Here is a 14,461-nt window from a genome sequence, read left to right on the forward strand (position 1 = left end):
AATATCGCATCAAATCCCGGGTGGAGGACGGCTGGGCACTGCCGGGAACGGTGTGCATGGGAACCAACACGCAGTCCTCCACGATGGGCGCCGTCAACTGTTTTGGATGCCCGCGATGTATGGCGCGAACTCGGTTGCTAGTCACCGGCTAGGTTTGGATGCAGGTGCCGGAGAGTATTCGTGTGGTGCTCACGGCACTACGAGGTGGAGTGAATGGCAAAGATGTGAGTTATCGAAAGCCAATGCGACGGCCACCTCACCATCATCGACGCAGCCACCAACACCGTGAGCACCACGCTCACGCTGGGAGAACGACCATGTTCCTCGGTCTCCCCCCGACGGACGCACCGCATACGTCACCGACAGCGCCGGCAACGCAATCGCCGTCGTCGACCTCGCCACCGCCACATTGACCGGCAGAATTCCCACGCCCGCGTCCCCGCTCGCCATCGACATCACCGACAACGGCCGCACGCTCTACGTCACCGACTTCCCCGCGCTCCGAATCCACCCCGCTCCGGCCGCGACCTAGCCAGCCCGCTCCGCCGCAACCTAGCCAGCCCGCTCCGCCGCAACCTAGCCAGCCCGCTCCGCCGCAACCTAGCCAGCCCGGCCTGCGGCGACGACCCGGAACGCATCGAGGCTGGCATCCGCGCCGCGAAGGCCGCCGGATCACCGCTAACCCCCGTGGTAGCGCTAGCGCTACCACTGCCCCGATTCGCAACGACCGGACACCTCCAATTCGCCCGGGTGGTCGGTTTGCTCGCCGAACCTCTTCATTCCTTGGTTCGTTCGCTCGGGCTGCCAGTTCATGCCCTCAGGCGTGGAGCACTCGAATCGGCTCGCCCCGTCGCCACGCCAGGATGTCCTCGACCGCGTTGCCGAAGAACTCACGGTAGGTGGTTTGGGTGACGAATGCCAGGTGGGGGGACAACGTGCACCGCGGAGCGGTACGCAGCGGATTGTCGCTGGGCGCCGGCTCGGTGGAGTAGACGTCGACCGCCGCCGCGCCGATGGTGCCAGCGTGGAGCGCATCCGCCAGTGCGGTCTCGTCGACGATAAGGCCACGTGCGGTGTTCACGAGGATGCTCGTCGGTCTCATCAGGGCCAGTTCGTGCGCTCCGATCACCCCGTGCGAGCGCTGCCCCAACTTCAGGTGTACCGACACAACGTCGGCACTCGCAAGGAGCTCGTCCAGCGGCAGTGCCCGCGCGCCGTGTCGTGCCGCGCGCTCGGCCGTCATATTCGGACTCCACGCCATGACGTCCATCCCGAAGGCTGCGCCGAGGCGGGCGACCCGGGATCCCACGTTGCCGAGCCCGAGTAGTCCCAGTCTGCGGCCGTGCAGATCCAGCCCGACGGTGGTCTGCCAGCTGCCGGCCCGGGTCGCGCGGTCCTCGGCGGTGATGTGGCGGGCCGCCGCCAGGATCAGTGCCCAGGTGTGCTCGACAGTGCCGTACAGGGCCGACATCCCGCCGGTGCCCGAGACGGTGATCCCGAGCTCGGCTGCCCGGTGGAGATCCACGGCTGGGTTCGAGGGTCCGGTGGTGACCAGCAGACGCAGATCCGGTAGGCGCTCGAGGACCGACGCGGGAAAAGGGGTCCGCTCACGGTTGACGACCACGACCTGGTGGCCCCGGAGTCGGCTCACCAGCGCATCGGGGTCCGAGAACCGCTCGTGGAGGAAGTCGATGTCCGTGTCGTGCCCGAGTAGCGACCAGTCGGCGGCCGCCGCCGCGGCCGACTGATAGTCGTCGAGGACGGCGACGCGAAGGTGTTCGCCCATCTCAGGTGCCCGGGTGGAAGACAAAGCCGTCGCCGTCCACCGAGACTCGACCGAGGTGCGGGGCCGGGAAATGCGCCGAGAAGAGGATGTCGTCCTCGTGGGCCGCCCGCTCCAGGATCTTGCGGCGGGTTGCAGCGGCGCGGGGCTGATCGAGGCAGAAGATGCTGTTGACATCCGGGTAGGCGACCTGGAGCGGGGAGTGCATCAGGTCGCCGAAGAACACGGCTGACTTTTCCTTGCTGGTAAGTCGCACAACGGCGTGGCCGGGTGTATGGCCGGGCGCGGAGACCAGTGTCAGTCCCTCCACAGGCGAGTATCCGCTGTCAACCAGCCGCATTTGGCCGGATGCGGTGACCGGGGCAATACTGTCGGTGAAGACGTTCTGGTTGATCGGGTCGTCGCGACCGGCACCGCTCGCCGGCTCCCAGTGGGCGTAATCATCGCGGCTGAAGATGTATTCGGCCTGCGGAAAGGTGGGCACCCAGCGGTTGTCCACCAGCCGGGTGTTCCAGCCGACGTGGTCGAGATGAAGATGCGTGCACAGCACGTAGTCGACGTCCTCCGGTGTCACTCCGACCGCGGCCAGTCGCTCCAGGTAGGGCAGCGAGAGCTCGTGGACGAACTCGAACGCAGGCCGCTGCTTGTCGTTGCCCACGCAGGTGTCGACCAAGATGACCTTCCCCGACAACCGGATCACCCAGGTGTGGATGCTCGAGATCATGAACCCGGACGCGCGCTCGTAGTAGTCGGGAGCGAGCCATTCGAGGTTGCGGGTGACTGCGCCTTCCGGCAGACCTGCGAGCAGCTCGTGTGGCGGCCCTTCCGGGAAAGACATCTCCGAGACGACGTCCACCACGGCGGCGCCCACTCGGATGCTCATCGGAGCGGCTTCTGCGCCGTGTCAGTCAGCGCGAAGGCGTCGCCTGCGCGCTCGATGAACCCGAAGAAAGGGGCGGGGAAATGGTTGGAGATCAAAAGATCACCGCTTTGTGCGCACTTTTCAAGCAGGCGTCTGCGGGTCTGGCGAGCAAGTTCCGGGTCGTCGCAGGCTATCGAGTTGGAGTCCGGGTAGGCGAGCTGAAGGGGGACATGGAGTACGTCTGCGGCAAAGACGGCACGCTCGCCTTGGCTCTCCGCGCGCACGATCACCTGCCCTGTGGTGTGTCCTGGTGCAGCTTCGAGGGTCAGGCAACCGTCGATCGTGTGTCCGGGCTCGACCAGTTCGACGAGTCCTGCCTCGACGCAGGGCAGGACGCTGTCCGCAAAGGCTGCGTCGTGGCCGAAGTCGCTGTTCTCGGCTCCCTGCCAGTACTCGAACTCGGCGCGAGGGAGGACGTAGCGTGCCCGAGGAAAGGTCGGGACCCACTGACCGTCGACCAGGCGCGTGTTCCAACCGACATGATCGGAGTGAAGATGGGTACACACGACGACGTCAACATCCTCCGGTGCCACTCCGAGCTCCGCAAGCAGCCCGAGCCACGGGGTGTCGAGGTTGCCGCCGAATCCGGGGCGAGGCTTGTCATTGCCCCAACATGTGTCGATGAGGATGGTCGCGCGTGGGGTCCGGACGACCCAGGTGTGGTCCGATATGACCAGGAGGCCCGTGTCGTCGTCGAAGAACCGCGGAGTGAGCCACTCACGCTGCCTGTCGATAGCGTCGGCGGGCAAGTCGGTCAGAAAATCGTGTGCTGGCAGAACGGGCGCGCAGAACTCCTCTACCCGATCGATACGGAGCTCGCCGAGCTGGAGGAGGGGCGGGGGAAAGGTCGACATCGTGCGTCCTTGAGGTCGTCGCTGATTGGAAGAACGTGGACGGGGATCCCATCAAAGGGCCGGGTCGGTTGTCACCTTCTGCTCGAAGGAGGTGTAGTCGTCGAGGTGCGCAGCCCGCATCAGCTCGAGCGGGTCGTTGTAGCGGCCTGGGTGGGCGGCCAGATAGTTCGCATCGGTACCTGTCGTTCTGATCTCGTGGAACACCTCGGCCATGGCATTGGCGCCCGCGGAGAGCGCCGCGGCGGCAAACATCATGAACGAGTAGCCCGCCTTGGCCAGGTCATCGGTGGTGTATCCGGCGGGCGGTGCGTCGCCCATCCCCATGACCGGGCCGTCGATCTCCCTCGTTATCCGCCGAAGCAGGTCCATCTGCTCGTCGGGAGTGAGGCTGCCGTAGGGTCGTCCGTCCACGTCGAGCACGATCGGCATGATCATGTCTGCGCCTGCCTCCAAGTAGAGGTTGGCTCGCTCGATCACCTCCTGCACCGAGACGGTGTCGGCGTCCGTGCGAGCAACGATGACGAAGTCCGGGTCGGTGCGTGCCTCGACAGCAGCCCGGATGCGAGTCACCGCCTCGGCCCGGTCGACCACCGTTCGCCCGGCGAGTAACGGGCAGTGCTTTGGCATTCGCTGGTCCTCCAGGTGCACCCCCGCGACTCCTGCCCGCTCCATCTCCCGGATCGTGCGGCGGATGTTGAGAACTCCACCGAACCCTGTGTCGATGTCTGCGAGGATCGGAATGTCGACGGCCGAGGCGACCCGCGCCGCATGAGTCGCGAGCTCGTTGACGGTCATCAGCCCGAGATCGGGCGCCCCCAGCTGGGTGGCCTCGACTCCGAGGCCGGTGAGGTGGATGGCGTCGAAGCCTGCGAGCTCAGCGAGCCGCGCGGAGAACGGGTCGAAGCAACCCGGAGCGACGACGAGGCCCTGGGCGAGGAGCTCGCGAAGCCTGGTGCTCATGCGCATTATCGGGGACCTCCCTGTGTACTCGGGTGGAACGAAGGATCGTCAGTGACCGGTTGCCCGGCGCCCACACGGCGCAGGGCCCAGTTTTTGGAGCCGCCCGCGTCGAGGATGTCCAATACGATCGGGCTGACCGGCTCCAGCTGGGCCGTTGCTCCCGTCGTGAGGTTCTTCGCGGCCCCGCTCGTCATGTCGATCTCGAGCAGGTGTCCGGTCTCGACCAGCTCCGAGAGCCCTGGATACGCCCAGGTGGTGACACCTGCGTCGATCGCCGCGCGGAAGAACAGCGCGTTGACGCTCTCGGCGAGGAGGGCACGGAGCCCGGTCGCGGCAGACCCCATGATTGCCGCCTCGTAGTAGTGGGCATGGCCCGCACCGAGGTCGGAGCCTGCAACGAGGAGATCACCCTCCTGGACCTTCGTGGCGAACGCCGGGTCGATGTCCTCCAAGACATGCTTGGCGCACTCGTCCCACTGCCTTCTCATGCCCTCCTTGTCGTAGCGGGCCGAGACTAGATCCGTGGCGCCGATGCCGTCGCCGTACTTCCACACCCTGCCGCTGAGGATCATCGTGCTGCCTCCACGGGACGACCGAGGTACTGATTCGGATCGGCGACGCGACCCTCGATCGCGGACGCCGCGGTGACCGCCGCGTTGGCGAGCAGGATTTCCGCCTCTCGGCTGCCCATCCGGCCACGCAACGTCTCGACCGAGGTCGAGATGCATCGTTCACCGTCGCCGAGCTTGAGCGGGGAGAGGTTGGCGCTGTAGCAGCCCCCGCAGCCCGGCTGGGTGATCGTTGCGCCGGCGTTGAGGAGGATCTTCAGCAGGCCGGCCTCTTCGGCATGGCGGGCGGTGTCCGCCGAGATCGGTGTCACGAATAGTCGGACCCCGGGGTGCACCTTGCGACCGTTGAGCACCTCGGCGGCGAGGGCGAGGTCGGAGAACCGCCCGCTCGCGCAGGACCCGATGTTGGCGGCGTTGACCTCTAGTCCGGTGACCTCCGTCAGCGGTCGGACCAACGTGATGTCGTGCGGCCCGGCCACCAGGTTCTCGAAGGTGGACAGGTCGTAGTCGAAGCGGGCGACGTACTCGGCGTCCGGGTCGGCGACAGCCTCTTCGTACTCGTGTCGAGCGCGCCCCTCCAGGTACTCGTGGAGCACGTCGTCCGCGGGGAAGATCATCGTCAGTGAGCCGACCTGCACCGCTCCGTTGGCGATCGCCATCCGCATGTCGACGCTAAGAGAGCTCACGCCCGGTCCCGAGAACTCGATGACCCGGCCGTTGACCACGTCGCCAAGATCCCGGATGAGGCGGTATGCGACGTCCTTGCCGTTCACACTATGCGGGAGCGCGCCGGTGAGGTTGACCTGAATGCACTCAGGGACCTGCATCCAGACGTCCCCGGTGAGCAAGATTGGATCGGCACCGTACATGCACGGCATGGCGAAGCAGTTCACCGCACCCATGGTCGAACTCTGGGTGTCGGTGCCGATGCACACCGTCCCGGGGAGCGCCCAGCCCTGCTCAACCGGGATGTGGTGCGACAGACCGTTCCGGCCGTAGTCGTAGACGTTCTCCGCCGGAATGCCCTGGCTGCGGGCGAAGTTCCTGATCTTGGGATGTTCGGTCAACGCGGCCACCGGCATCCAGTCGGGCTGGAAGCCATGGTCGAAGCAAAAGATGACACGGGACGGGTCCCACACCCGCAGATCGTTCCGGTTGAACTCATCGATGAACGTCGTCCCGTCGAGACACGTCATCAAGTCGATCTTGGGGACCAAGATGTCACCGGCGCGAGCACTACCGTGGCCAGAGGCCCTCGCCAAGATCTTTGCCGCCATGGTCTGTCTCATAATGTGCAACTCCTCGCCATCGAGCGGCGCGGCGGAATATTCACCGCCGCGATTGTTCCACAATTACACGATCCTTCAGCGTTGTCAACGAAAATTGTGGAACAGTTCCTCCAAGCTATCTGGTTGCTATTCCGCGCGGCACCGATCACGGAGTTGAGACCACGGGCAGAGACGGCGCCTCGGCGTCCGGGATTCCGGCCCAGCTCGAGACCGTCTCGGCAGTGGAGCCCTCGCCTCGAAACTTTCGGAAAGGGTGTTGTCGGCCGAGCTCACACCAGGAGACCGCATTCGAGAGCCCGCGCTCGACCGCGGCTATCAGGTGGCCCGCCACACCGTCCACACGGCCCTGAGCCGCCTGACCTCAAGCGGCCTGCCTGAGTCAGCCCACGCAGGCAGAGCAGGGCGTCCTCACAGAATCACGCTGAACAGGTCCGCACTCTTTCCCATCACTGTGGCCACGCGATCGCCGCGCGTGATGCCACCCTCGCGAAGGTACGCGGCAACGCGTGTCATCCGGCGACGGCCGTGCGTTCGCCGCCCGCAACGCCGAAGCGATCTTTATGTCCAACCACAACATGCGCGGGGCGCGAGCACTGGTCGACGACATGACCCAGCGGCTCACCGCGAACGGGCGCAAGCCGTCCGACGTGTTGTTCTTCGAGCACATGGCATTTGTGATCGGGTCCAGAGGAAGAAGCCCGGCGTAAAGACGCCGAAATGCAGGAACGCCTCAGCTCGGAAACGGCGCTGGCATTCTTCAGTTCGACGATGGGTACCGACCTGGGAACCATCGAGCTCGATGCCCCCGTCGGCGACTTCAAGACCGAAGCGCTTCAGGGACAGTTCCGGGCTCTTGCGGATGCGGCACCGGATAAGACGTGGACATTCCGCGATGTCGTGATGCTCTTCGCGAACAAGCGATTCGTCGGCACTCCTGACCAGGTGGCCGATGAGTTGGAGAAGTGGCGCGATGTCGGCGTGAACGGGATCAACGTCACGCACATGACCGGCACCGACGACGTGTACCTGTTCCTCGAGCAGGTGACGCCAGTTCTGCAAGATCGTGGACTTATGCAGAAGGAATACGCGCCTGGAACCTCCGTGAAAAGTTCTTCGCTGGAACCCCCAGCGCGAGTGGGCCCAGAATCAACGATCGGCATCCTGCCAGCCAGTACCGGACCAGCTCGGTCAGCTGACGTGTAACGCTTGCTAGGGGTCGGATCATTCTCGCCGCACCCCGGCAAGAGCACCCTGCAATTCGACCTTCCCGGGTCGGCGCACCGCCAGGAGGAGCACACCGCCCGCACCCTCTGGTCAGCTTCCTGCCTCCTATGGCAAGGCCGAACCGCTCGCCAGCAACATCAAGACAAGGATCAAATATGAGTTCGTTGAGTTGGATCTTTGAACCGTCCTGGGCGAGGTGGAGGCTCCTGATCTAGGAGAATGTTGATCATGCCTGCACCGAAGTAGTACGACGCCGAGACCCAGGATCGTGCCGTACGGATGTATCGGGACCAGATCCAGCACGGCGCCTCGAAGGTCGTAGCCCGCCGCCATGTCGGGGAGCTGCTCGATATCGCGCCGGCGACGCTGCGGAACTGGATCGAACGGGAGGAGACCCGCCTGGCCCCCGGAACACCGGCTGCAACACCTGACGTGCCGGACGAGGTCGCCCGGCTTCGCCGAGAAGTCGCCGAATTACGCAGGGCCAACGAAATATTGAAGACCGCGAGTGCGTTTTTCGCGGCGGCGGAGGTCGTCCCCCGCAAGCGGGAGGTGCCCCCACGCCGACTGCGGTGATCGTCGACTACATCGACGCTCACCGCTCCCGTTTCGGGGTCGACCCGATCTGTGCCGTGCTCACCGAGCACGGCATCAGCATCGCCCCGTCCACCTACAAGGCCAAGCAGCGCGGACGCATCTTATCCACCGAACTGGCTGGCCGACGCATACGCCGCAAACGCCGTCCACACGGCTATTCGTCGCAAACAAGCGTGTCTACGGCGCCCGCAAACTCTGGCGGGCGATAAAACGCGCTGGTCACGACGTTGGGCGCGATCAAATGGCCCGCCTGATGGCAATCACCGGCATCACCGGAGCCGTCCGCGGCAAACACCACACGATCACCACCCAGCGCGATGATCGGGCGCCGCAGTCGTTTGGCCTGGTGCCAGCGTTCCTCGTGATCCAGAGGCCCGGCCGGCCCAGTCCATCGGATGGCCGCGAAGCGCAGGTTGTGGTTGAGAGCTCTACCGTCTCCTGGGCAAACACCCCGGACAGGCTGCCATTGGCGCTGCTCGGTGCACTGTGTCACGTCCTCGACTGCACCACCGAACCTCTGCGACTTCCGCGTCGACGCCACCCCGTCGCGCCGCACAGCCAGCGGCGCACGAGATCCGGCAATGGCCGCGGTCCCCGATCAGGCGGTGCGTCCCAAACGCGCCCGCATCCACCGACCCGGACCACATCAGTAAAAATCGCACCCACGCGGAAGGGACCGCACCATGAACACCACGACCAACTCCGCTGCACCGCACTATCTTTGCGCCCGGTGCGGCGGAACAGGCCAGCACCGTGAAGTGTCGACCGTCGCGTTATTCCCCAGGGGTAGCCGTCACGTAATTCCTCACGTTCGGAGCTGCTCAGATGAGGGTAGCTGCGGGTGTGGGTCGCTGTCAGGTGGTCGCGGTTCCGGGTCGTTTCCGTGGCCGGTAGGACGGGCCGTCCATCAGCACTTGGTAGCTGGTGTTGATCAATCGATCCAGCAGAGATTCGGCGACGACCGGGTTCGGAAACAGCGGATACCAGTCTTTCGGCGCTCGGTTACTCGTCAGAATCAGCGGCTTGCCGGCGATGGCCCGATCGGACACCAGATCGTAGAGATCATCGCTCTGCGTCGTGGTGTGCTCACGCATCGCGAAGTCATCGACGATCAATACCAGCGGGCGGGTGTATTCACGCATCCGTTGACCGATGGTGCGGTCTGCGTGACCGCCGGCGAGGTCGGCGAGCATGCGTGAGCATTTGACGAATCTGACGTCCCCGCCCCGCCGAGCAACTTGATGGCCGAGTGCTTGTGCCACATGGGTTTTCCCTACCCCGACGGGTCCGTAGAGGATCACCGATTCGCCGGGGTCGAGCCAGCGCAGAGCGGAGAGATCGCGGAGCATCGCGGCGGGAAGTTTCGGGCTGACGGTGAAGTCGAAGTCCTCGAAGGTGCTCTGTTGCTCGAAACGGGCACGCCGCACTCGGCGTGCGAGGGCAGCGGACTCGCGGCGGGCGATTTCGTCTTCGCAGAGCACCTGGAGGAACTCGAGGTGTCCGAGTCTTCCGTCGCGGGTCTGGGCGAGTCGCGCGTCGAGGGTATCGAGCATGCCGGTGAGTTTGAGGGTCTTGAGTGCGATCCTCAAACTGGGGTCGTGAATGGTCATGACAGTGTCTCCTTTGACATGTGATGTGGTTGGGAGCAGAACAGGATCACTTGTGTCAGGCCGAGCGTTCGGTGTCGAATGCGTCCGGTCCGCGCAGCAACGCGGGCGGGGTCGGGGCGGTATCCGTCCCGGTCGGGGTGTCGCCGTGTTCGGTGCCGGCGACGAGGATCCCTTTGACGGTCCGGTAGCGCGGATCACCGACGGTGAGGGCGCGGGCGCATGCCGCGTCGAGGCGGGTGTCACCGTACTTCTCGCGCAGTCGGATGATCCCCTGGATCGCACGCAATCGGTGAAGTGCGTTGACCTCGGACAACTCCGCGACGATCGCGACCGCACCCGGCCCGATCTGCTCGGCCTGGGTGCGGCACCAGGTGACGCTGCGCAGAGTGTGCGCGATCTTGTGCGGCGGATAATGTTCGAGGTTCGTCGAGCGTCCCGACAGATGCAGTACGTGGGTCGCGACGGCGGTGTCGTCGTGGAAGACTTGCACCATGTCACCGGCGGTGCGGACACCGACCTGCCGGCCGAGCAGTCGCCACGGCACCGAGTAGAACGCCTTCCCGGATTTGACGTGGCAGTCCGAGCCGACCTTGCCGACGGTGTAGAGGACCGACTCGAACGGGCGCGGCGGCAACGCGTTCAACGTTCCGTCCTCGATCGCCTCGAACACCGAGATCGGGGTGGCTCCGTCGAGTCCGCGGTGTGTGTGCAGATCGTATACTTCTGTGACCCAACGCAATGCCTCTGTTTGCATGTGCTCGAGGGATGTGAATTCGCGGCCCGCCCAGTACGAATCCCGGATATACGGCATCGGGCGTTCGATCCTAGGTTTATCTTTCGGTTTCCGGGCCCGAGCGGGGTCGACGAGAGTGCCATAATACGAGGCAAGTTCGGCGTAGGCACGGTTGATCTGCGGGTCGTAGAGGTCGGGGCGGTCGACCCCGGTTTTGAGGTTGTCGCACACCAGCCGTTCGGGGACCCCGCCGAAAAACTCGAACGCCGCGACGTGCGAGGCATTCCACGATGCTTGATCCATCTTGAACACCGGCTGGACGAACAGGCGTCGTGAGCAGGTGAGGATCATCGCGAACACCCACACCGCGACTCGGCGCCCCGAGGTGGGATCGAGCCACATGCCGAGTTTGCCGTAGTCGATCTGCGCTTCACTGCCGGGTTCGACGAGACCACGCGGAATCGTGACCTGGCCCTCGGTGCGTTGCTCGGTGAATGTTGCTGCGATATACCGTCGTACGGTCGATTCGGAGACCTCGACGTTGTGGTCGTCGCGCAGGCGCTGCGCAATGGTCGCCACCGTCACCGGCACCGCCAACTGCTGAGCGATCCACGCATGGTGCACAGCGATGTGCTCCCATGTCAGTGCTCGCGCCGCGGGGTCGCCGAGCTCGGGGAACCACCGGCGCAGCCGTTCCCGCCAGAGTTCCTCGTCGAACACCTCACCGGGAGTGGGTTCGAGTCCCTCCGCCAACGCTGGGATGAGATATTTGCGGATCGTTTTTCGATCGATGTTCAGTGCGTCGTAGATCTGCACTTGAGATCGGCCGGCACACCAGTGCCGGAACATTTCCACGAAGTCGGTCACTGTGAACGTTCTCCTCGCCACCTTGGGCCCCTTCCACGGACCCCGCGTGGGGCACCTGAATGGAGCGAACCTCAGCAGCACTCGAACCCCGCTCGGACACGCCCCAAGGGGTGGGGAATAACGTGACGGCGGGTGAGGAATTACGTGACGGACAACCCCTCAGAGCTGGGGAATAACGTGACCGCTGACACGTGAAGTTCGGGGCCCGAGGGCTTCGTCTGTCACCGCTGCTACCAACACGCCACCCGCTGCCGCGGCACCTGCCCCGACTGCGCCTTGCCGAAACAGACTCCTTCCCGGACTCAATGCCAAAGCCGAGCCGGTCTGCATCGACTGCGCCGGCACCTATCGCCGACAAGTTTCGCTTGGGGACGGTGTCGACACCGAACGCATCGCTGCGGCCTACGACAACAGCGTCCTGTCGGTGACCACCTCACCGAACGCGTCAAGCACCGCAAGATCGAGAGCAGCGCAGGCGACACCCGCGGTCAGCGGTTGATCGAGACACACGCGACCTGACAACGCCGCCGGCTCCGGTCGCTGCGACGCGCGCTGCCGGGCCGCGCAGCGATCTCAGCCTGCGTGGGGGAACAGACGCTCAACGGCGGTGATCAGGGCCGCGCGCCGTGCGCCGACAGAGGTGTCTGCGGCCAGCGTGGCCGCGGCGGCACCGATTTCCGGCTGACTTGCCCAGGTCGTGGCGATCTGGTTGATCAGGGCGAGCACATCGACCGGATCCCAGGCGGGATCGATCAAGCCAGCGCATTGTGCGTCGCGGAGCTGTTCAACCTTGCTGTTGATAGTGTTCAGCGCGGGGTCAACTGTGTCACTGTCGGCTTCGCCGTCGCCGAGCTCGAGACGGCCCCAGGTGATGAGTCGATAGTGCTCCGGGTGGGCCGTGAAGTGGTCGAAGAGGATGCCGGCGTAACCGGGCAGGTCCGCCGGGTCCAAGCTGGTGGCCTCGACGAGCGCGGCCGTTTCGTGCTCGGCGATGTGCTGATAGAGGGCCTCTTTGCTGCTGAAGTAGGCGTAGACGCGTTCCTTACTGGTCCGGGCCTGCCTGGCGAGGCGGTCCACTCGGGCGCCGGCGATGCCGTACCGGGCAAACTCATCCCTCGCCGCTGCGAGGATCCGCTCTCGGGTGTCGGCTGTAGCGGAGTTCGAGGTCTGGCGGGCGACGGTGGAGCGAGGCATAGAGACAGGATACTGGGCCAAACCGTTCGGTTCGCCGTACCTGCCGTCAGATCTTCTCTCCGGGGGGGCGGGCGATCCGGAACGCAGAACGGCCACGAACCCGGCGCGGACGGCCCTTTCGGACCGGTTCTGCGGCGGGTTCGTGGCGATGGGCGGCGGCCCGGGTATCAGCGGCTGACGCTGCGGAAGGCCTTGAAGTCGGTGCCCCCGCCGCCGAGGAACGTGTCGCGGAACTTCTGGGTGAGATTGCCGACCATCGTGAGCTGGATCATCTCGGTGGCCTCGGCCCAGTCCTTCTGGCCGTCGGCGGTGAGCTCCATGTGCTTCCAGACGGCTTCCTCGTTCTCGTAGTGCTCGTGCTGGAAGTACGACCCATCGGGCGCCTGGAAGATCTCGTAGCCCAGGACGTACGGCTCCTGGGCCTCGGTGACCGGGAGGACCTTGGCCAGGTAGTTCTGGAAGCGGTCTTCCATGCCGGGCTTTACGCGGTAATGGAACAGGGCGTACACGACGGTATCGCTCATCGATTTCTCCTTGCAGTGTTGTTCTCGGTCGGCGCAGCGATGAAACGCTGCCCGCGGAGGCTCCGCGTCGACGGTCGGTCAGTAGGGGCGCAGCGACGCCGAAGGCCTCTGCGGTATTGGTACTCAGCCCGAGCGGCGCCCCCACCGAACCGATGGGTTTTGACCATACGCGGGGCCGCCCCCTTAGTCAAACCGAACTGTTTGGTGCGGTGGCGGCGTAGTGCTTCGATCCTGCTAGAGCTGCTCTAGTCGCACCGACAGAGCCCTGGCCGTGGCCCCGTAGGGCGACAGGCGAGTCGCCGAGATCCCGCCTAGCTCCGGCGATCGTGGATCCGACGGCGCCGCCATCGTGCAGGTTGCGGTGTCAGCTCCGGCCCGCTGGTATCGCTCGAACTCCACCGTCACCACATGCTTGCCCCGCCCCTCCCCACGCCGACTCCACAAGCAGTAGGGCTGCGTCGGGGTGTCCGAACAATGCTGCCGTCGTCCAAAGGGTAGGTAGTTCGGTTGCCAGGGCCCAGAAGTGCTCTGACCGGCGTCTTGTTCTGGAGGTCCGCGCGGAGTCTGTCAAGGGACATTGGTTTCTGGATCTGGCGAACTCTCCGTGATTCTGTTGTGGGGCTTGGTTATACGGCGTTAATCACCCGCTTGCGGAGAAGGTCGAGGTTGGCTCGTCCATACATTTGTCGTTTGAGCATTTTATAAGTTACGTGGAATCTGGCCGTGGGGATGATCATGTCTCCTCGGTGTTGACCACGAACTGAGGAGATGGCTTGAGCGGCACGGTGGTGTTGGAGGAGAAGTGGCCGGTGCTGGGCCGGCATGTGCAGGCGGCCGGGTGGCTGCGGGTGTGGACCGATCTGGGGAGGGCGCCTCGGACGGTCGACGCCTACTCCCGGGGGCTTGCCGAGTACCTTTCAGATGTGCGAGCGGGAGGGTGTCGACCCGCTCACGGCGAGCCGGGCGCATGTCGGCGTCTATGTGCGGGAGTTGACCGAACGGCCCAGCCGCCGTGGCGCGAACGTGGTGGCGCTCGATTCCGGCTCCGATCTCGCGAATGCCACGATTGCGCAGCGGTTGGTGCCGGTGCGGCTGTTTTACGACCACCTCATGGAGGAGGGGTTGCGCGAGTCCAATCCCGGTGGCCGGGGCGTTTCACGCCCGGCCGATGCGGTGGCGGGCATCAGCGTGGGTTGGTGCCCCGGTTGACGAAGCTGCCCTGGATCCCCACCGAGCGCAGTGTTCATTAGTCAAGTCGAGTGTCGGAATTGGATTTGTCGGTCAGGTCGAGGCGCGGAGGGGCCCAGCGGAACGTGTGCTGCTGGGCCCCTCCGC

At 65.0% G+C, this 14,461-nt stretch carries 15 protein-coding genes and 2 pseudogenes; 7 read left to right on the forward strand and 10 right to left on the reverse strand.

What is annotated here, in order from left to right; translation table 11 throughout:
* The first annotated feature begins 409 nt into the window (after nt 1–409).
* Nucleotides 410–532, forward strand: coding sequence for a hypothetical protein (locus tag ACFVJ3_RS32325; protein WP_378455935.1), 123 nt, complete (start codon nt 410–412; stop codon nt 530–532).
* Nucleotides 533–817: 285 nt separating this feature from the next.
* Here ACFVJ3_RS32325 and ACFVJ3_RS32330 read toward each other — a convergent pair whose 3' ends face one another.
* From ACFVJ3_RS32330 to ACFVJ3_RS32355, 6 genes are read right to left on the reverse strand one after another with little or no spacing between them, the layout of a single operon-like run.
* Nucleotides 818–1,786: a D-2-hydroxyacid dehydrogenase family protein gene (locus ACFVJ3_RS32330; protein ID WP_378455936.1), complete on the reverse strand. Its 969-nt coding sequence runs from the start codon at nt 1,784–1,786 to the stop codon at nt 818–820.
* Nucleotide 1,787: 1 nt separating this feature from the next.
* Nucleotides 1,788–2,666 carry an MBL fold metallo-hydrolase gene (locus tag ACFVJ3_RS32335; protein ID WP_378455937.1) on the reverse strand — a complete coding sequence of 293 codons (879 nt, stop codon included), beginning with the start codon at nt 2,664–2,666 and terminating at the stop codon, nt 1,788–1,790.
* Nucleotides 2,663–3,559, reverse strand: coding sequence for an MBL fold metallo-hydrolase (locus ACFVJ3_RS32340; RefSeq protein WP_378455938.1), 897 nt, complete (start codon nt 3,557–3,559; stop codon nt 2,663–2,665). The genes ACFVJ3_RS32335 and ACFVJ3_RS32340 overlap by 4 nt, the downstream gene beginning before the upstream one ends.
* A gap of 51 nt (nt 3,560–3,610) precedes the next feature.
* The gene (locus ACFVJ3_RS32345; RefSeq protein WP_378455939.1) at nt 3,611–4,519 is read right to left on the reverse strand and encodes an oxaloacetate decarboxylase; all 909 of its coding nucleotides are present in this window, start codon (nt 4,517–4,519) and stop codon (nt 3,611–3,613) included.
* 5 nt (nt 4,520–4,524) lie between these two features.
* The gene (locus ACFVJ3_RS32350) at nt 4,525–5,091 is read right to left on the reverse strand and encodes a hypothetical protein (RefSeq protein WP_378455940.1); all 567 of its coding nucleotides are present in this window, start codon (nt 5,089–5,091) and stop codon (nt 4,525–4,527) included.
* The gene (locus ACFVJ3_RS32355) at nt 5,088–6,284 is read right to left on the reverse strand and encodes an aconitase family protein (protein ID WP_378455941.1); all 1,197 of its coding nucleotides are present in this window, start codon (nt 6,282–6,284) and stop codon (nt 5,088–5,090) included. The genes ACFVJ3_RS32350 and ACFVJ3_RS32355 overlap by 4 nt, the downstream gene beginning before the upstream one ends.
* Nucleotides 6,285–6,618: 334 nt before the next feature.
* Here ACFVJ3_RS32355 and ACFVJ3_RS32360 point away from each other — a divergent pair.
* The 4 genes and pseudogenes from ACFVJ3_RS32360 to ACFVJ3_RS32375 form a co-directional block, all read left to right on the forward strand.
* Nucleotides 6,619–6,738: pseudogene (locus ACFVJ3_RS32360) on the forward strand (GntR family transcriptional regulator); the annotation flags it as partial.
* A 145-nt stretch (nt 6,739–6,883) separates the two neighbouring features.
* Nucleotides 6,884–7,084, forward strand: a complete 201-nt coding sequence (locus ACFVJ3_RS32365; protein ID WP_378455942.1) for a hypothetical protein — start codon at nt 6,884–6,886, stop codon at nt 7,082–7,084.
* A 10-nt stretch (nt 7,085–7,094) separates the two neighbouring features.
* Complete coding sequence (locus ACFVJ3_RS32370) at nt 7,095–7,580, forward strand: hypothetical protein (protein ID WP_378455943.1); 486 nt, start codon at nt 7,095–7,097, stop codon at nt 7,578–7,580.
* Nucleotides 7,581–7,880: 300 nt separating this feature from the next.
* Nucleotides 7,881–8,547, forward strand: a pseudogene (locus ACFVJ3_RS32375) (IS3 family transposase); the annotation flags it as partial.
* A 505-nt stretch (nt 8,548–9,052) separates the two neighbouring features.
* Here ACFVJ3_RS32375 and istB read toward each other — a convergent pair.
* Together istB and istA are read right to left on the reverse strand one after the other, a co-directional pair.
* Nucleotides 9,053–9,808, reverse strand: a complete 756-nt coding sequence (gene istB / locus ACFVJ3_RS32380) for an IS21-like element helper ATPase IstB (protein WP_378455944.1) — start codon at nt 9,806–9,808, stop codon at nt 9,053–9,055.
* 55 nt (nt 9,809–9,863) lie between these two features.
* A complete protein-coding gene (istA, locus tag ACFVJ3_RS32385) occupies nt 9,864–11,408 on the reverse strand; it encodes an IS21 family transposase (protein WP_378455945.1) in 1,545 nt (514 codons plus the stop codon).
* A 391-nt stretch (nt 11,409–11,799) separates the two neighbouring features.
* Here istA and ACFVJ3_RS32390 point away from each other — a divergent pair, with 391 nt between their 5' ends.
* Complete coding sequence (locus ACFVJ3_RS32390; protein ID WP_378455955.1) at nt 11,800–11,907, forward strand: hypothetical protein; 108 nt, start codon at nt 11,800–11,802, stop codon at nt 11,905–11,907.
* 74 nt (nt 11,908–11,981) lie between these two features.
* Here ACFVJ3_RS32390 and ACFVJ3_RS32395 read toward each other — a convergent pair whose 3' ends face one another.
* Nucleotides 11,982–12,602, reverse strand: coding sequence for a TetR family transcriptional regulator (locus tag ACFVJ3_RS32395; protein WP_378455946.1), 621 nt, complete (start codon nt 12,600–12,602; stop codon nt 11,982–11,984).
* Nucleotides 12,603–12,769: 167 nt separating this feature from the next.
* Nucleotides 12,770–13,126, reverse strand: a complete 357-nt coding sequence (locus ACFVJ3_RS32400) for a putative quinol monooxygenase (protein WP_378455947.1) — start codon at nt 13,124–13,126, stop codon at nt 12,770–12,772.
* Nucleotides 13,127–14,047: 921 nt separating this feature from the next.
* On the opposite strand from ACFVJ3_RS32400, the gene ACFVJ3_RS32405 reads away from it, so the two are divergent.
* Entirely contained in the window at nt 14,048–14,335 is a 288-nt protein-coding gene (locus ACFVJ3_RS32405) for a hypothetical protein (protein WP_378455948.1), read from the forward strand.
* Nucleotides 14,336–14,461 lie beyond the last annotated feature (126 nt).

This window comes from Rhodococcus sp. NPDC127593 (assembly GCF_042671975.1).
Classification (GTDB): Bacteria; Actinomycetota; Actinomycetes; order Mycobacteriales; family Mycobacteriaceae; genus Rhodococcus_F.

Excerpts from the sequence above, each read along its gene's own strand:
- ACFVJ3_RS32330 (WP_378455936.1), bottom strand. The coding sequence starts at position 1,786 with ATGGGCGAACACCTTCGCGTCGCCGTCCTCGACGACTATCAGTCGGCC.
- ACFVJ3_RS32335 (WP_378455937.1), bottom strand. The coding sequence starts at position 2,666 with ATGAGCATCCGAGTGGGCGCCGCCGTGGTGGACGTCGTCTCGGAGATG.
- ACFVJ3_RS32340 (WP_378455938.1), bottom strand. The coding sequence starts at position 3,559 with ATGTCGACCTTTCCCCCGCCCCTCCTCCAGCTCGGCGAGCTCCGTATC.
- ACFVJ3_RS32345 (WP_378455939.1), bottom strand. The coding sequence starts at position 4,519 with ATGAGCACCAGGCTTCGCGAGCTCCTCGCCCAGGGCCTCGTCGTCGCT.
- ACFVJ3_RS32350 (WP_378455940.1), bottom strand. The coding sequence starts at position 5,091 with ATGATCCTCAGCGGCAGGGTGTGGAAGTACGGCGACGGCATCGGCGCC.
- ACFVJ3_RS32355 (WP_378455941.1), bottom strand. The coding sequence starts at position 6,284 with ATGACGTGTCTCGACGGGACGACGTTCATCGATGAGTTCAACCGGAAC.
- ACFVJ3_RS32370 (WP_378455943.1), top strand. The coding sequence starts at position 7,095 with ATGCAGGAACGCCTCAGCTCGGAAACGGCGCTGGCATTCTTCAGTTCG.
- istB (WP_378455944.1), bottom strand. The coding sequence starts at position 9,808 with ATGACCATTCACGACCCCAGTTTGAGGATCGCACTCAAGACCCTCAAA.
- ACFVJ3_RS32395 (WP_378455946.1), bottom strand. The coding sequence starts at position 12,602 with ATGCCTCGCTCCACCGTCGCCCGCCAGACCTCGAACTCCGCTACAGCC.
- ACFVJ3_RS32400 (WP_378455947.1), bottom strand. The coding sequence starts at position 13,126 with ATGAGCGATACCGTCGTGTACGCCCTGTTCCATTACCGCGTAAAGCCC.
- ACFVJ3_RS32405 (WP_378455948.1), top strand. The coding sequence starts at position 14,048 with ATGTGCGAGCGGGAGGGTGTCGACCCGCTCACGGCGAGCCGGGCGCAT.